The organism is Hyphomicrobium sulfonivorans (assembly GCF_013306565.1).
Lineage (GTDB): Bacteria > Pseudomonadota > Alphaproteobacteria > Rhizobiales > Hyphomicrobiaceae > Hyphomicrobium_A > Hyphomicrobium_A sulfonivorans.
In genome coordinates this window covers 361,705-377,951 of the sequence record NZ_PZPO01000005.1, presented here as the reverse complement: position 1 = coordinate 377,951, position 16,247 = coordinate 361,705, and the positions used below count along the sequence as shown (strand labels likewise).

Here is a 16,247-nt window from a genome sequence, read left to right as displayed (position 1 = left end):
TGTTCTTAGCCCTTGGCCGCGTCAGCAGCGTCCTTCGATTCACTGGGATCGACGTCGATCCCAGGGCGAACTTTCTGATGTCCGCTGGTGATGACCCGATCCCCGGCCGCCAGCCCGCTTTTGACAACGATGTGGGGCCCGCGCTGCTCCCCCACTTCAACACGCCGCGTTTCGACCTTGTTATCTGGCGTGACAAGCAAAACGTACGCGCCCTGCTGATCGAGTAGCAACGCCGCTTGCGACATCATGAGCTTGAGCTCCGGCTCTTTTGCCAGAACGCTGACGCCGACGATCTGCTGATCGACGAGCAATCTGTCCGGATTGGGGAACGCCGCTCGCACCGTAATTGTGTCGGTGCCTGCGTTGCCCTGAACCTCGGAAAACTTGATGGACCCATCATGCGAATAGGCACTGCCGTCGGGCAGCTTCAGACGCACAAGAACATTGTCGGCAGAGCGTCCTTCCCGGCGCACTTCAAGCAGCACACGCATCGGAACAGGAAACGCTACGTACATCGGATCCTGTCGAACCAGCGTAACAAGCGGATTGCTTGATGCTCCGACATATTCGCCGATCGAATATGTAGCGCGACCGGTGCGACCATCCATAGGCGCACGGATCTCGGTATAACTGAGGTTGAGCTCCGCCTGCTTTACCGCCGCCTGCTGCGCTTCAACCGTTGCACTTGCCTGCGCCAGCTTCGAGTGGGCATCGTCCAGAGCCGCCTGCGAAGAGGTGCCGCGATCAGCCAGCGGCTTGGTTCGGTTGTAGGTAGCTCGCGCGAGCTCCTGCACTGCGACCGCGTTGGCGAGATTAGCTTTTGCGAGGGCTAGAGCCGCCTCATATGGTGCATTCTCGAGGGCGAACAGAAGCTGCCCCTCTTTGACCTCCGCGCCTTCCTCAAAGCCACGGGCGGCGATAAACCCATCAACACGCGCCCTGATGTTCACTTTGTCGATCGCCTGAACGCGCCCGATGTATGTCGCTTCGTCGATGGCGTCGCGCATCTGCAGCGTTTCGACAATGACACTTGGCGCGGGAGCGGCAGCGGGACTTTGGGCGCGCACCATACCGCTCCCACCGCTCAGGAAAGCAAACGCCAGCATCATCGCGACAGGACGATGCCCGTACCTTTTCGCTCTGGCCACGTTCGAGACTGCCCGGCTCAGTTGTCTCACGTTCAACTTCCTTCCCTCGAACGGCGCGATGCTTTGGCCGCTACGTGTTCCCACTTGCGCAAAACGCACGCCGGACATACCATTTAAGAAACGATATCGTTTCCTATTGTCAAGACACATGAAGAAGATAAACACCTCCGCCGTGACAACGCGCCACCCCGGGCGCCCCCTCGCGCTCAGCGAAAGCGATCGTCGTGCGGCTATTCTGACGGCGGCAGAAGGCGTTTTTACGAACATCGGCTACGGCGCCGCGACGATGGAAGAAATTGCCCGCGCGGCGGCAATGTCCAAGAAGACCGTCTACAGTTTCTTCCCTGACAAACGGGCCATTTTCTCCGCGCTGATCAGCTTTGTTGAGCTGTATCCGGAAGGCGCTTTGGTGGCGAAAAATGCCGCCACACGGGCAGATCTGACGCACCACCTGCAAACCATTGCCGAGCGCGCGCAACTGCACGTTGAGATGACGCGACTGGTCATCTCGGAAGCCAGGCACTGTCCTGAACTGGCGGCCGTGTTCCGAGAGCGCACAATCCGGCAAGGCAAGCGCTTCTTCACCGACGCGGTGCGCGCGTTTCAGACCTCACACAATCAAAACGTTAGCAAAGACGTAGAGGATACCGCCGCAATGTTGTTTGGCGCAATTGTCGGCGATCTGCACTTGCGGGCTCTGTTGGGCGAAAGGCCCCTTTCGCGTAACAAGCTTCAGAAGCACATCGACAACGCGTTAAGGCTCATTTTACCGAACGGGTAACGACGTAGACACAGAAGCCGGCTCACCAGCACGCAGCACCAGCTGCCATATATCTGGAGCATTCCATGCCCATCATCTCCTGGCTCCTCCGCCCGATACTTTTCATCTCCGCGGTGATCGCCGGATGGTTTGTATCTACCGATGCTGCCAATTTCGGCGTCGTGCAGATGGCCGTGAGCGTGCTTGTCATCGCTGCCCTTGTTGGGCTGGCAGCGTTCTGGGAGCCGATCGCACTGTGGCTTCGCAACCTGATAAAATGATCACGGCTCGTTACGCAGGCGGTCGCAGCCGCAACACATATGCGCCAGATCGCGAGCACGCTTCAGCAGTACGGCACAACCAGGGTGGCCTTCATTCCTGACGGCTGCCAACTCTTGTCAATCGTGCCGCCAAGTGCAGCGGTCACACCACGGATAAGCTTGGTGCCAAAGCCTGTGCTCTCCGGAGCAGTAACAATGTTTGGACCACCGTGCTCACTCCAGTGAACGGTGAGAAGCCTATCGCCTGCTTCCCATTGCACGGTGCCGCATTCGTGATCAGTTCATGCAGGATGAGCGCTAGCGATGGCGCGATTTTCTGACCAAGCGGAACCGGCGGCCCGGACAGCAGTATCGCGTGCCCGATGAAAGGCCGTAGCTCCTCATCGAGTATATCGGCGAGCGATGCGCTATAGGTTTCCGAACGCGTGAGCAGATCGTTGGTGGCAAACAATGAACCCAGCCGCCCGTTAATGGCTGCGGCGGTCTCCGGATCCGCTCTAAGCGTTTGCGAAACGATGGACTGCGCAACCGTCGTCGCGTTCTTGTTGCGATGATTGAGTTCGCGCAACAGCAGCGCGCGGCGCTCCTGCTCTGCCGTCAATTTTTGCTGCGAGTTGCGATAAGCGCTGCCAATCCAGACGAGTATTCCGCCGGACAAAAGGAACAGTACGAGGTTGATCGTTCGCGCAGCATCAACTGCAGCAAACCAACTCGATTGCTCCTCCATGGTGATGAGGCCTAGCACGGTGCTGAGCACAAGCGCTGCAATTCCCGGCCCGCGACCGTACATGATCGCGCTTGCAAGCAAAGCGGGATAAAAGGTCGAAAAGATCAGGATTTTCGGATCGATCTGCGCGAGTCCGAACCTGAACAGAGCTGCGACAAGCACAAAGCCCAAGGCACTCGCATAGGCGACAGCAGTGTCAGACCACGGCGGGCGCATACACGGGTTTCCTGCCAAGCGTTCTGTAACGGCAAAACACTATTCGCTGGAAGGCACACTCTTGTCGAGCGGGGCGCACTAAAGAAAAAGCACGCGCAGCCCGCGAAAGGAAAACAAACGTTTGAGCATAGCTCTGTGCACTGGAAATAACGCCCCCGGCGATCTTATCGCCGGGGTTGGATCACGTCCTATTGAAGGCAAAGCTCGCCTTGTCCCACGCGGACTATTTGACAGTAGCGATTTCCGGCGGCTGCCATGAACCGTCGATGATCGGTTCCTTGCCCCAGTACGCGCGGATGTAGAGCGAGAAGTCGCCATCGGGCGCCGGCAGCCAGTTGCTCTCCAGTGCATCCTTCGGCGGCTTCGCGCTGACATGCAGTGTCAGCGAACCGTCGTCGTTCGGCTTCAGATCGGCATTCTTGGTGCCGAGCGAATGGCGGTGCAGCTTGTTGGGGCTGAACAGATGGTTCTTGTCATAGATCGACAACGACCAGGAGCCATCGACCGGCGGCGTTTCTTTGAACGGCACCGCGCGCTCCAACATTCTGGAGAACCGCCCGACCGAAACGCGTCCGCCAGCCTTGTATTCGAATGGAAGCGTCAACGCCTTTTCCGGCCCGGGATACTTGGCGTTGTTGACCGGATTGATCCATTGGCGGTCAGCCCACACCTTGTAGCTTTCGCCCGCAACGCCATCCTGCAAACCAATAACGCGACTTGTCTTGTAGGCTGTCTTCGCAGCCGCATTCAGAACCGACTTGGTTGCAGCGTCCGGGTTGAACGGCTTACCCGCGATCAGCCCCACGTTTGCCAGTAAGCCGAGCCCGTCAGCGCTAGCCAGGTGCTTGCCCTCGCGATCGACAAGCCACTTGATCTGCTCGAATGCAGAGAAGTCATCGCGCGGCAACATATTGGCAGGCACGCCGGATGCGTTAGGAAATTGCATCGGCTTGCGTTCAGCCTGAGGAGTATTCAACGGATAGATCTGCGCCCGCTCAATCAGCTCAACGGCCGGTGCGAGATTCTTCGGATCCTTAAAGAAGGAGCGCAGGAAGATGAAGACGTTGTTTGTCCCGGAGCGATAGACGAAATAGCCCTCAGGCACATCTCCGTCATAGCCCGGCGGAAGAATGAGAAACTTTCCGCCCTTGCCGTGATCTGGACCTGCAAAACCGACGTCGCCAAAATATTTGCCGCCATCAACCGGGATAGGCCGCTGCCAGAAATCGAGCAGAATGCCCTGCATGTCAGGCGGAGCATCGAACACCAGCGGACCGGTCTCGCTCAGATCGACATAGCTCATCGCGTAAATGACGTCAGAGTTTGGCGTGGTCACCAGCGTCTTGGGATCGAGACGATCCTTCCAGATCGGCAACACATTATAGCCGGTGCCGAACGCAGCGTCGGAACCGAACTTCATGCCCAAAGTGTTTATGAGCGGCATAGCCCAGAGGTAGGCCTGCGTTGCCTGCTGGAACGCGAGCTCACGCTGCAGCTTGGCTGCCGTTTCAGCGGTGGGACGGCCGTCAACAAATGGCGCATCGGCCAAGGCTTCGAAGTGCGTTGCGCCAGCAATGGCAGTGGTCGCTAACGGCGCGCAACAGGTGCGGCTTGCCAGAGCCCACATACCTACAAATTTCATAAACTTTACTCACTCACCGATGTTGTCGTTCTCCTTTGTTACTTTGCACATGGATGTTTCAAATCAGTTCCCCCGGGACAGCGCTGCGTAGCGCGCTATCTTAGCGGCCGACAAACGTGGATTTTCTATCGGCGCTTATTTGCGCGCGCCCACTCTCTGGAGTGCGGACGGGCGATCCGCACAATCGTCAACGACGAACGGTGTGCTTATAACCCGGCCAAGATGTGCGCATTAGAACTTTGCCGTCAGACCCATCGTTGCGGTGCGCCCCGGCGCAAGAAACAAGCCGCCCGCCGGCACGTAGCGTTGATCGGTGACGTTATTGACCGACAGGCGCAGCGTGATGTTCTCGTTGGCCTGATAGACACTGTAGAGATCGAACACCGAATACGGGTCGGTTGATTCAACAACAGTCATGTTGGCGCCGATCGTTGTCACTTGCCGCGTTTTTGTGGGCGACGTGTGCGTGTAACGTGCTCCGATTGTCAGCCGCTCGTCCATCAGACGGATACCGCCGTCAACCGTCAGCTTGAAGTCCGGCGGAATGTTGCCTGCGACGGCGACCACATCGCCATTGGTCGTGAGTATGCCATTCGAAAAGATATCGGTTTTACCGGGCCACTTTGTATCAAGCCAGGTCGCCGCCGCACCGATATAGGCGACGCGCATATCGTAGTTGGCTTCCACCTCAATGCCGCGCATGGTCGTGGTGCCATCCATGTTGACGAAGCTCGAGTAAGGCGCGAGACGCGTCGGCGTTGCATCCGTCACCAAGCTGCCCATGACGATGTAGTCTTCAATGTCGCGATGGAACGCCGCCATCTTCATGCGCAGGCTATCGTTGTCGCGGAACAGACCGTCCCTGATGATGTTGGCGCCAACCTCATAGGTTTCGCCCCTTTCACCCTGTAAGTCCGCGTTCGGCGCATAGGCCGTTCCGACGCCATCGCCGGGCGTTCCACCTGCGAAAAATGCTTCAAGCGTTGTCGGCGGGCGATAGCTCTGGCTGTAGCTTGCGAACGGGCGGAACCAGTCAACCGGCTTCAGCTCGATCGTGGCCGACGGAAGCCACGCAGAGTCGGTGCGGTCGATGTCCAGTTGATGGCCAGGAAAGCTTACGACATCGTTATAGGTCGTCATCCCGGTTCCTGGCATGCAACCCTTGCCAAAGGAAGTTGACCAGCGACTCAGGTAGAGCGCGTAACGGGAACTCCAAGTTGGGTTACCGGCGAGAAAAATCGGCCAATATTCCTCGGCAGTATAGTGATTGCTCAATTCATCACACGGCACAATTATGGCCTCTTTGTAGGAGTGATTTTCATAGTAGGTCGGAGTGCCCCTCAGCCTCGACCAGTCATAGCGCAGACCGCCAGAAACCGTCAGCCAATCAGCAGGCTTGAGCTCGCCATTGATGAACGTGCTGGCGACATCGCGCTGGCCCGGCGGGTTGAACGCGGTGTAACTCGTCTCCCAAAGTGGATTGAGTGCAATGGTCTCGCTGTTCGCAGAAGAGCTCGCCTTATCGCGAAACGCCTCGGCACCGTAGTTGAGCGTGAGCAGACCTGCTGCCGTCTCAAGACGGCTGGTGTTTTCCAGTGTGCCGCCGAAGCTCTGCGTATCGAGATCGAGGTAAGTATCCGGCGGCTGGTTGGATGTCGGAGATGAGCGGCGGGATTCGCGCAGCTCGTCGTTACGCGAATTGTTGAACCAGAGGTTGGTCTTCAGATCGATCATCTCCGTTTCCGGATTCCAGTTGATCTTGCCCACCACCGTGTCGTTGCGCACGTGCTCGATGTTTCCGCCTATGCCTTCCATCGCGTAGGCGAATTTTATGTCCTGATGCATCCACGACAACGAAGCCGTCAGCCCTTCGCGATTATCAAACTCCAGCTTCTGGAATGACGACCACGTCTCGCGGCCCAGCGCGTCATTGAACGAACGCGCGTCACCGTTCTTGCCCGGCTGATATTCACCGAGCTTCAGTTTGCTGAAGCCCGCAGTCAACGACAGCGTATCGGTCAGCCGAAATGCCGCCAGCGCCGAGCCCTGGAAATCATATTCGTTGGTGCCGCGCAGAACGTTGAGTTCAACGCCGGTTTTAGCGCCGGGCGCAATCAGATCGTCGGCGCCCACCGTGCGAAAATCAACCCTGCCGCCGAGCGATCCGGCACTGCCAGCTTTCGCATCCGTCGTTTTTGCGATGTCGACTTCGCGTATGAAAGCACTGTCGACAAAGGCCTGCCCCGAGTTGGAGCCATAACTCCCCATACCGGTGCCGAAGCCCATGCCGCGCTGTGCATTCTGGCGCGCGCCATCCACCGAAACGACAACACGACCGGAATCCTGCAGGCCGCGAATGTTGGGCGACACAGTTGGAAAGCTGCCGTTGCCCTCACCGGAATAGACGCCCGCAGCATTTGACAGCAGATCACGCGTGTCACGCGTCGGCACCGTCTTGATGGCCTCGCGGGAGATAACACTAACCGATGCCGGCGCTTCATAAACCCAGTCCGGCGTGCCCTGGAAACCCGCGCTCGCAGCACCGCCCGATACATCAATCGTATCAAGAGCTATCGCGCCATCTACCGTAGCGCCGCCGCTGTCGGCGCTGGCGCCCGAGACCGTCACCGTGTTGCCGTTGGTGAAGCTGTACGTCAGGCCCGTTCCACCCAGAAACGTCGCGAATGCCTGCGCCGCCGTCATCGATCCGCTGACCGCCTGCCCCTGAAGCGCCGCATCGACTTTGCCGTTGATGACCACAGAAAGGCCCGCAGCGCGGCCAATGGCGTTTACGCCCTGCGCGATTTTCTGCGCCGGCAAATTGAACGTATAGACGCTTGTGCTGTTCGCCTGTTGGGCAGCGGCCCCATGGCCAACGCCCGCCTCCATGACAGCAGCGCAACCGACCAGCAACAGCGCGGCAAACCGCGCACTCGTAAACGCATACATATACGCAAACCCCAAACGCACACCAATCAGCGGCCGCACACCGCGTCAGCAGCAGGCCTCTAATGGGATTCACGGACGAGCAGGCCGACACCCCCACCCTCGCAGCATTTTTTTCTGCGACGAAGTTTTTGCGCGTGGGCATCGATAGAGGGGCGAACTAGTACACGAGCACCAGACGGCCCGCGATTGAACGCATCGAGAACCCGACCGACGATTGCAGCGAGCGCAATGCCGCGTCGGGGTCGTCCAGCGGTACACTGCCCGACACAATGCGATCGCCCAGCGCCGGATTGGCGACGACGATGCGACCAGGACGATAGCGCGCGATCTCCGCGATCACTTCGGACAATGGCTTATCGTAGAACAGCAGCCGTCCGTCACGCCAACCGAGATCCGCATCAAGGTCGCTCGGCCCGACCGCGCCCAGGGTCGCACGGGCAAACCGCACCTGCTCGCCGGGCGCCAGCCTTGCAGATCTGGCATTCACATCAACTTCGACCGCACCCTGCTCCAGCGTTACGATCGCACCATCACCGGATAGCTTGACGCCGAACTGCGTACCCAGCACGCGCACTTCGCCATCGGAAGCCGCAACCGTGAATGGCAGGCCATTCGCAGTGACCGCAAAGAAAGCGTTGCCGCGCAGCAGGCGTATCCGGCGCGATCTGTCTGAATAGTCGACATCGATTGCACTGTCGGAATCAAGCAGCACCGTCGAAGAATCCGGCAGCGTCACCAGCCGGCGCTCGCCACGATTTGACGTGTAATCAGCGGTGAAATTCTGCAGCAGGCTCGGCTGCTCCAGCCACAATCCTGCTGCACCCACCGCAATTACAAAAGCAACGGCTGCAGTGCCATTGCGGCGCTTCTTGGCGGCACGCGATCTGTTGATCTTCTTCAGATACGGCGCCAGCGCCGCGGCCTCCTCGTCGGCAACCCGCTGGCCTGCAGCTTGTGTCGCTTCCCACATGCTCACCGCCCGCGCCCACGCGGCCCGATGCGAAGGGCTGGCGGCCAGCCATGCTTCCAGCTCAGCGCGCTCCGCATTGGATGACGTGGCGCGAACACGCGCAAGAAACGTCATCGCCACTTCATCCGGGCCGGGGCGATGCTGGGGTTTCTGGTCCATGGCGTTCAGGCTAACCGAGCAATGTGGATGGCAAACGCGATCACAGACTTCTGCCTATACCGCTTCATGCACCGATGCCACGCAAACCAGCACGCTCGATCATCGAACTTCAATAGAAGCGCGGATCTCATTGAGCGCCCGGCTCATATGACGTTCAACGCTGCCGACCGCGATATTCAGAGCCGCGGCAATCTCCACGTAGGTGTGGCCATGCACGCGATTGAGCAGAAACACGTGGCGCGTGCGCTCGGGAAGCTGGCGAATGGCAACATCGATCTGACGCAAATCATCGCGCGCTTCCAACGCCGCTGACGGCGCAGGGAAACCAATCGCTCGCTGCTCCGGCAGGGTCTCGGCCGCGTAGGACGCACGGATCTTTTCGGCGCGGATGTAATCAATGGCAGCGTTGTGGGCGCTGCGCGTCAGATAGGCCGCGCCGCATCCCTGAATGTCGGTATCGCGCTTCCATAGCCGCAGAAACACGTCGTGGACCAGATCGGCTGCTGTCGAGCGATCTCCGATCATGCGTGCCAGCTTGCGCCGCAGCCGACCGCTCTCCGCTTCGTAGAGCGCAGCGACATCGATCGGATTAGCCATCGGAACTCACCCTCGCCATACCCGCCTATCGAGTTGCAAAGCCATCATGCCGGCCGCACAACAACATGGGTCGACTGCATCCGCAGAGGGGCATCTCAGCCCTCATCCGGTTCAAGCGCAGGCCGTTTTTGCACGCAATATGAATTATTTAGAGGGCGTCTAAGCGCTGCGCGATAACAATACTTCTTCAGTATTGTTTTGACAGTGTTTTCATGGGCTTGCCGAGCCGCTGCGGCATTTCACCTGCACCGCCAGCAAGTTGCGCGCCCCTTCGATAGTTCCGATCCGTTGCGCACCCGCCACGCTTTTAGCCCGGACCACTTCACACGCGGGGGCCGCAGGGCTGATACACGCGAGCGTTCTCGCGTGCTGCCAACGCTAGGGCGGGCAATTAGAACGGCACCCGGTCAGGTTGATGTCGACAGCACGATCGCGCGCGGCAGCCGAAGCTTTAGAATGCGGAAAAGTTCATCGTGTGCCTTCTGATCCAGCCACGACGTCGGCTCGTCCATAACCAGCACATCCGGCCTGTAGATCAGCGCGCGGGCGAACGCGATACGCTGACGTTCACCGCCGGACAGTCGCGCCACGACGCTCTCGTCCTGTAGGTGGCCGGCGAGCGACGAAAGACCGACCGCTGCCAGCGCATCGGTTGCCGTGGTGTCGTCCACATCGTGCTCACCCAGCGGATACACCAGCGCGCGCTTGAGAGTGCCGGGCGGCATATAGCCGTTCTGCGGCAGCACCAGTTTCCGACCACTGCTCTCCAGCCTGCCGCTCGTGAACGGCCACAGGCTGGCAAGCGCTCGCACAATGCTGGTCTTGCCGCTGCCGGAACGGCTGCGCAGCGTGTGCGTCTCCCCGGGGACCAAATGTAATGATGGTAGCGTGCCCAGCTTCCGGTCGCGATCGACGTTCCAAGCGACGAGATTTTCAGCCCGTAGCCCTGGCATATCCGCAGCCGGTTCGCTTTCGCATGAAGGCATTGTACCCAGCTTCTGCGCGGCACTGAGGTCGGCGTCGAGGCCATCGAGGCGCTGCGTAACGGCGACCCATTCAGCGAGCTGCTGATAGGCCGTTACAAAGTATGAGAGCGAGGCACGAACGGTGGCAAATGCAGAACCGGCCTGCATGAGCTGGCCGAACTGCAGCGTTTCGGCGAAATACAACGGCGCCAACACCAGGTAAGGAAAATACAGCGAGGCGTGCTTGAAACCTTCCGAGAAGAAGCCGAGCAGCTTTTCGCGCCGGATCAAGGCAAACCAGTTGTCGACGACGCGCGCGAACCGGCCGGCGAGAATGTCTTTCTCGACCTGTTCGCCCTGGAGCGTTGCGATCTGTTCGCCGTTGTCGCGGACGCGCACAAGGTCGAAGCGGAAATCGCCCTCCAGACGGTCGTGCTGATAGTTGAGCGGAATGAGGTAACGTCCGATCAGATGCGCCACCCAGGTGCCGATGGCGGAATATATCAGCGCACACCAGACGAGCAGGCCCGGGACCACACGCTGTTCGCCCATGAACGACACGCTGACCGGCGGCGAAATCAGCCACAGCACCGTTATGAACGACGCCAACGTGACCACGGCGCCGAGCAGACCAACGCACAGCGACAGGGCGTTCTCGGCGAACTTGCGCGTATCGTCCGCGATGCGCTGATCGGGGTTGTCGCCCCGCACCGGCAGCAGCTTCATGCGGTAGTGGCTGGCGTCATCAAGCCAGCGATTGACGAAATGCTCGGTAAGCCAGCGGCGCCAGCGCACCGACAGGCTTTTGATGAAATAGGTCTGATAAACGGTGCCGACGATCAGCACAGCTGCGATGACGAGATACACCCAGAACTGGTGTACGAACTCGTCCCAGTCGCGCTTCTGCAGGGATTCGAAAAAGTCGTTGCGCCACTGGTTGCGCGCGACCTCGGCGGCGACGACGATCAGCTGAAAGGCAATAGCGACCGCAAGCAGCAGCGACGGCAGCCATCCGGCGCGCGACAGGAAATACGGCTTGGTATAGCCCCAGACCGACCGAAGAAATATTTTCACAGTGCAGCGCCTTCCAATGCGCGCATATAGGCTTTTATTTTGGCTGCGGTGCCGTCGCGCGGACAGGCGCAGCACAGCTTTTCATCGGGGAGCATGTAGCGCAGGCAGCAAAGCCGGCGTCTACGTCCGGACTCGCCAGGCATGTCGAGATAGACGACCGGCAGGTGCAGCGGGTTGCGCGTGCCATCGGCCAGATGCGTACGCCCGAGATAGGCATCGCAGGCCGCGATCAGATCCGCGCTGCAGCCAATCTTCTCAAGATGGCGAACAACGCCTTCAATCAGCGTCCCGGCGTTGCTCCACAGCACGCGACGCGTCACGCCGGTTTGCTGGTGGTAGCGCTCGATGAACGGCGCCACCAACCTGTCGACCAGCGGCTCCAACGCACACCCCGGCAAAGGCAGCGCCTGCACGGGTGTGACGCCCGTTACGACCGCAGCGCTGATCTTGCAATCCGGTTGCAGGATGAGGCGGATGTCATCGACACCGCAAGCCGGCATGCGGCCCAATACGATGTTGGCGCTGATATAAGGCGGCAGCACCATGCCGAAATACCACTTCGACCAGATCGACATCACCGCAACAACCGGCGTCGGGCCGTGCTCGCGGCAGAACGCGTCAACGATGGCCGCTTGCTGCTCCGCCGTCAGGATATCCGCCAACGACAGACTGTCCTCCCGGTGGCCGAACACAAGCCTGTCGCGCAGGTGTGCCAGATCGCCGGTGAATGCGTTGCTGAGGTCAGCAGCCAGATCATCAAGCGCTTTCGTCATGCCGCCTGTGCTTCCAACGTTTCGAAGCCAGACGGGCAGCCGGTTCGGCTGCCCGCGCTTTATCGTATTTCGGTGATGACGCCGGTCAGTAGCGCATGCGCAGCGTCACATCAACGGCGCGGCCTACGCCATAATAACACGACGTGAGCGACTCGCAGTTGGTGACGTAACGCTCGTCGGTCAGGTTTTTCGCATTGAGGCTGAGGCGCCAGTTGTCGAACGCGTTGGACAGTACGCCAAGGTCATAATGCACTGCGGCGTCGTACAGCGTAAACGACGGCACCTTGAACGTATTGGCCGCGTTGCCATTGGTTTCGCCGAGATAACGTACGCCACCGCCCAGCATAACGCCGCGCAATGCGCCTTCATCGAAGGCATAGGACGCCCAGAGTGCCGCCTGATGCTTGGCGAGATAGACAGGCGTTTTCTTCGTGTCAGCAGTTTTCGCGTCGAGGTAGGTGTAATTCGCCGCGAAGCTCCAGCCATTACCCAAAGATCCGCGCCCTTCCAGCTCGAAGCCTTTCGAGTTCACTTCGCCGATCTGGATGCGGTTGCCCGGTGTCGTCGGATCGGCTGTCAGCACGTTCTGCTGCGACAGATCGAAGACAGCAGCGGTGAACAGCGCATTGATGCCGATCGGCTGATACTTGATGCCCGCCTCATACTGTTCGCCCGTTGTTGGCTCGAACGGCACGCCGAACAGGTTGTTACCCGGTGTCGGGAAGAATGATTCCGAATAGCTGACGTACGGTGCGAACCCGCCCGGCAATTCGTAGCTGGCTCCAAGCTGCACCGTGTTGGCGCTGTCGTCCTTGGGAACGTAGGGCGGATTGGTGAAGCCACCCAGCGCAGCACTATAGGCCTGCGTTTGCTGGGCAGATTTTGCACGGTCGTGCCGCAGCCCGGCAACGACCGTAAGATTACCCGCCGTGATGGTGTCGATGATGTACGCGCCGGCCTGCTCAAAGTCCTGGTAGCGCTTCTGGATGAACGGGTTGGCGCCCATCGGCTGGCCGTAAACCGGGTTATAAAGATCGAGGAAATAGTTGGTGCGGTTCAGCGCTACGCCCTGGTAGTTCGGGATATTCGCATAGTCGATACCGAACGCCAGATTGTGCTTTATGAAACCGGTGTCAAACTCGGCACGCATGCGCGTATCGACCTGATAGGTCTCGATCGTGTACTCGGCCATGAACATGTTGCGCGCAGCCGTCGTGCCGGCAACAACGCCGCTGCCCTGCATTTCCTGCAGCGTGATGTCGATGTGCCGGTAGGCGGCATTCTGCTCGATCGACCACGTCTCGTTGAAGCGGTGGCGGAACTCATAGCCAATCTTCAGCGTGCGCTTGTCGGTGTCGTGATAGCCCGGTTCGCCCAGGAACAGATCGCGCGAAATATACTGCCCGTTCGGACCGGGAACGACGGTACCGGCAAAAGGCAGCGGCTGCTGGATAGTCATGTTCGGATCGTACTGATACGAAGCCATCAGCGTGAAGCTGGTGTCGTTGCTGGGGCGGAACGTAATGGCCGGCGCGATGAAGAAGCGATCGTTGTCGGTGAAGTCGACCAGACCATCGGCCACGCGGCCCATGCCGGTCAGTCGATAGCTCAGCGCGCCATTGCCGCCGATCGGACCGCCGAAATCGAAGCCAGCCTGCAGCTTGTCATGCGTGCCAGCCTTCAGCACCACCTCGGTAAAAGGCTCATCGGTCGGGCGCTTGCTCGTCATGGCAACGAGGCCGCCGGGGCTGCCCTGCCCGTACAGCATCGAGGCCGGTCCCTTCAGCACGTCAACGCGCTCCAGTCCGTAGGGCTCGATGCCCCAGTTGCTGTCGTGCTGCTTGAGGCCGTCGAGATATTGATAGGCGAGGAAGCCGCGCACCTGCGCCTGCTCACGCGTGATGAAGCCACCGGAAAACGGATATGCGTTCACCCCCGATGAAAACTGCAGCGCTTGATAGACGGTTTCGGCATTCCGTTCCTCGATCTCGGCCTTGGTCACGGTCGAGATGGAGCGCGGCGTTGTCAGCACGGTGCCGGGCGTTTTGGTGGCGACACTGGATTGGGTCGCGACGAAGCCCTGGGTGCCGGGATCATTGCGATCCTGCGGCGCGCGCTGGTCTTCTGTTTTGCGCGCGAGAGGCACTGGCGCAGGGCTAATCGTAGGTTGCGCTGCTTGAGCCTGAGGTTTCTTTTTCGGAACGGCCTTTTTGGGCGCGGCCGGCTGCACGACCAGCGGCGGCAGATCCGCTTCAGCAGCGCTTTGGGAACTCGCAGTCGTTACTACGACAAACTGCAAACAGGACGTAATTGCTACGAGAGACGCGCTACGGCGCGCCAGACACGCAATGCGCGCCCGCTCCGACTTCGATGACATTCCAACCTACGCGATACAAAAGGCGGCACGTCACCGCGAACGAAGCCCAACCGGGAAGACACGCGGCCTTTCCGGTTTTGACAACGATCAGAACACCCCGTCCGATGCGTGCTCGCGCGTGACCACGGCTGTCGGCAGGTCTACTGACTCGCGAGTCATAGGTATGCGGCCCGCCTTCCCGGAGGTAGTACCTCCAGTGGCACTTAGGACCACGCCTCGTCGCTTACAGTTGCGGGGGCAGTTGTGGCATCGGGCGGCATGCCCTCACCACATTCCCTATTAGTCCTCTTGGGAACCGACACCTGATGATTCGCAACACATTGAAGCAAGAGTCAATCGCCGTCGGCCTCTATGCGCTATCGATGTGACTTACAGGCAACGCGCCTGTCGCAACCTAAGTTGCATGTCCTAACAACTTCAACCTTATGCAGCACAACTCGGCATTGCCACCGATTCGCAACCCGCGCTGGCATTCGCACATCGAGGCTTTTAGGCTGCCCGCATAAACGTCAGCCGATCCATTTTTAAAGCCACGGATTTTCAATGGACGATTTTGTTTGCCGCTACTGGGGCAAGGCGCAGCCGAAGAACCCTGAAACGCCGACCTGGCATCCGCTTGCTTACCACGCACTCGACGTGGCGGCCGTCGCTGACGCGCTGCTCGCCAAAGATCTGCGTCGTCTTGAGCAGCTTGCATATCGTCTCGGCGTCCAGACAGAAGCGCTCCATCGCCTGTTTGTATTTTTGATCGCGCTGCACGACATCGGAAAGTTCTCGCGGTACTTCCAGGCCAAATCCGATCTCGGCCCGCTGGGTAGCCTGCCTAACGCGCCTCATACAGCGCACGACGATGTTGGGTACGCGCTGATGCTGGACTCAGAGTTCGATCTGGCACCGCTTCTGGCCCGGTTTTTTGACGTGGACTTGGACGGCGACATTGTGTTGGCGGCAGTTGCCGGACACCATGGCGAGCCCCCAGCCGGCTCCCCGAACCATTGGTTGAACGGCTTCGGCAGTAAAGAAATATCTGATGTGCGTGCCTTCGTCGAAGCGACGGCATCGCTTTTTCCGCCGTTATCGCCGCCGCTGAGTTTCGGCGAAAACGCGAAGCTGATGTCGTGGTACCTCGCCGGCCTAACGAATGTCAGCGACTGGATCGGATCAAGCCAACACTGGTTTGAATATGAACGGCCAACACTGAACCTTGCTGACTATTGGCGGCATGCGCAGAGTTGCGCACGCCAAGCAGTTGAAGAAGCGGGCATCCTCCCAGCCACCAGCCTTGCGAACGTCGACCCAAAACACCTGCTGCCACAGCTCGGCGACCACCCTTTGAGCCCTCTGCAGGAAGCAGCGTGCACATGTGTGCTTCCTTCCGGCCCTACCTTGATGCTGATCGAGGACGTAACCGGAGCAGGCAAAACGGAGGCCGCTCTCATTGTTGCTGCGCGGGACGCTCTTACGATGACGATGCACCAATCACAGAATTTTTCACGAACTCTGAATTAAAAAACATGGCCCAATCTGTTGGTTTCCGCATGACAGAGCTCAACAACTATTACTTCATGCGGCCTAACATTTCGCGGATCGGAAAGTATATTCCGGCTCC

At 59.4% G+C, this 16,247-nt stretch carries 12 protein-coding genes and 1 riboswitch; of the genes, 3 read left to right on the top strand and 9 right to left on the bottom strand.

What is annotated here, in order from left to right:
• Positions 1–5: 5 nt before the first annotated feature.
• Positions 6–1,313, bottom strand: a complete 1,308-nt coding sequence (locus tag C6Y62_RS13180; protein ID WP_173954294.1) for an efflux RND transporter periplasmic adaptor subunit — start codon at positions 1,311–1,313, stop codon at positions 6–8.
• Here C6Y62_RS13180 and C6Y62_RS13175 point away from each other — a divergent pair.
• Both C6Y62_RS13175 and C6Y62_RS13170 read left to right on the top strand, forming a co-directional pair.
• Positions 1,297–1,929 (top strand): TetR/AcrR family transcriptional regulator, encoded by a 633-nt coding sequence (locus C6Y62_RS13175; RefSeq protein WP_173954293.1) that lies wholly within the window; start codon positions 1,297–1,299, stop codon positions 1,927–1,929. The two genes, C6Y62_RS13180 and C6Y62_RS13175, sit on opposite strands and share 17 nt — an antisense overlap.
• Positions 1,930–1,994: 65 nt before the next feature.
• Positions 1,995–2,189, top strand: a complete 195-nt coding sequence (locus tag C6Y62_RS13170; protein ID WP_210258063.1) for a hypothetical protein — start codon at positions 1,995–1,997, stop codon at positions 2,187–2,189.
• Positions 2,190–2,331: 142 nt separating this feature from the next.
• Here the strand turns inward: C6Y62_RS13170 and C6Y62_RS13165 are convergent, their stop codons facing one another.
• The 8 genes from C6Y62_RS13165 to C6Y62_RS13130 all read right to left on the bottom strand — a co-directional run bounded on the left by C6Y62_RS13165 (position 2,332) and on the right by C6Y62_RS13130 (position 14,638).
• Entirely contained in the window at positions 2,332–3,132 is an 801-nt protein-coding gene (locus C6Y62_RS13165) for an HWE histidine kinase domain-containing protein (protein ID WP_198491398.1), read from the bottom strand.
• Positions 3,133–3,355: 223 nt separating this feature from the next.
• Positions 3,356–4,774: a DUF1254 domain-containing protein gene (locus C6Y62_RS13160; RefSeq protein ID WP_173954291.1), complete on the bottom strand. Its 1,419-nt coding sequence runs from the start codon at positions 4,772–4,774 to the stop codon at positions 3,356–3,358.
• A gap of 231 nt (positions 4,775–5,005) precedes the next feature.
• Positions 5,006–7,723 carry a TonB-dependent receptor gene (locus C6Y62_RS13155; RefSeq protein ID WP_173954290.1) on the bottom strand — a complete coding sequence of 906 codons (2,718 nt, stop codon included), beginning with the start codon at positions 7,721–7,723 and terminating at the stop codon, positions 5,006–5,008.
• Between the two features lie 157 nt (positions 7,724–7,880).
• Positions 7,881–8,852 (bottom strand): FecR family protein, encoded by a 972-nt coding sequence (locus tag C6Y62_RS13150; RefSeq protein ID WP_173954289.1) that lies wholly within the window; start codon positions 8,850–8,852, stop codon positions 7,881–7,883.
• A gap of 99 nt (positions 8,853–8,951) precedes the next feature.
• Positions 8,952–9,449 (bottom strand): RNA polymerase sigma factor, encoded by a 498-nt coding sequence (locus C6Y62_RS13145; RefSeq protein WP_173954288.1) that lies wholly within the window; start codon positions 9,447–9,449, stop codon positions 8,952–8,954.
• Positions 9,450–9,856: 407 nt separating this feature from the next.
• A complete protein-coding gene (locus C6Y62_RS16665; protein ID WP_173954287.1) occupies positions 9,857–11,488 on the bottom strand; it encodes an SbmA/BacA-like family transporter in 1,632 nt (543 codons plus the stop codon).
• Positions 11,485–12,261, bottom strand: coding sequence for a siderophore-iron reductase FhuF (fhuF, locus tag C6Y62_RS13135; protein ID WP_173954286.1), 777 nt, complete (start codon positions 12,259–12,261; stop codon positions 11,485–11,487). Before fhuF ends, C6Y62_RS16665 begins: the two co-directional genes overlap by 4 nt.
• Positions 12,262–12,346: 85 nt before the next feature.
• The gene (locus C6Y62_RS13130) at positions 12,347–14,638 is read right to left on the bottom strand and encodes a TonB-dependent siderophore receptor (protein WP_173954285.1); all 2,292 of its coding nucleotides are present in this window, start codon (positions 14,636–14,638) and stop codon (positions 12,347–12,349) included.
• A gap of 116 nt (positions 14,639–14,754) precedes the next feature.
• Positions 14,755–14,953: riboswitch (cobalamin riboswitch) on the bottom strand.
• Positions 14,954–15,181: 228 nt separating this feature from the next.
• Here C6Y62_RS13130 and C6Y62_RS13125 point away from each other — a divergent pair.
• A complete protein-coding gene (locus C6Y62_RS13125; RefSeq protein ID WP_173954284.1) occupies positions 15,182–16,147 on the top strand; it encodes a CRISPR-associated endonuclease Cas3'' in 966 nt (321 codons plus the stop codon).
• Positions 16,148–16,247 lie beyond the last annotated feature (100 nt).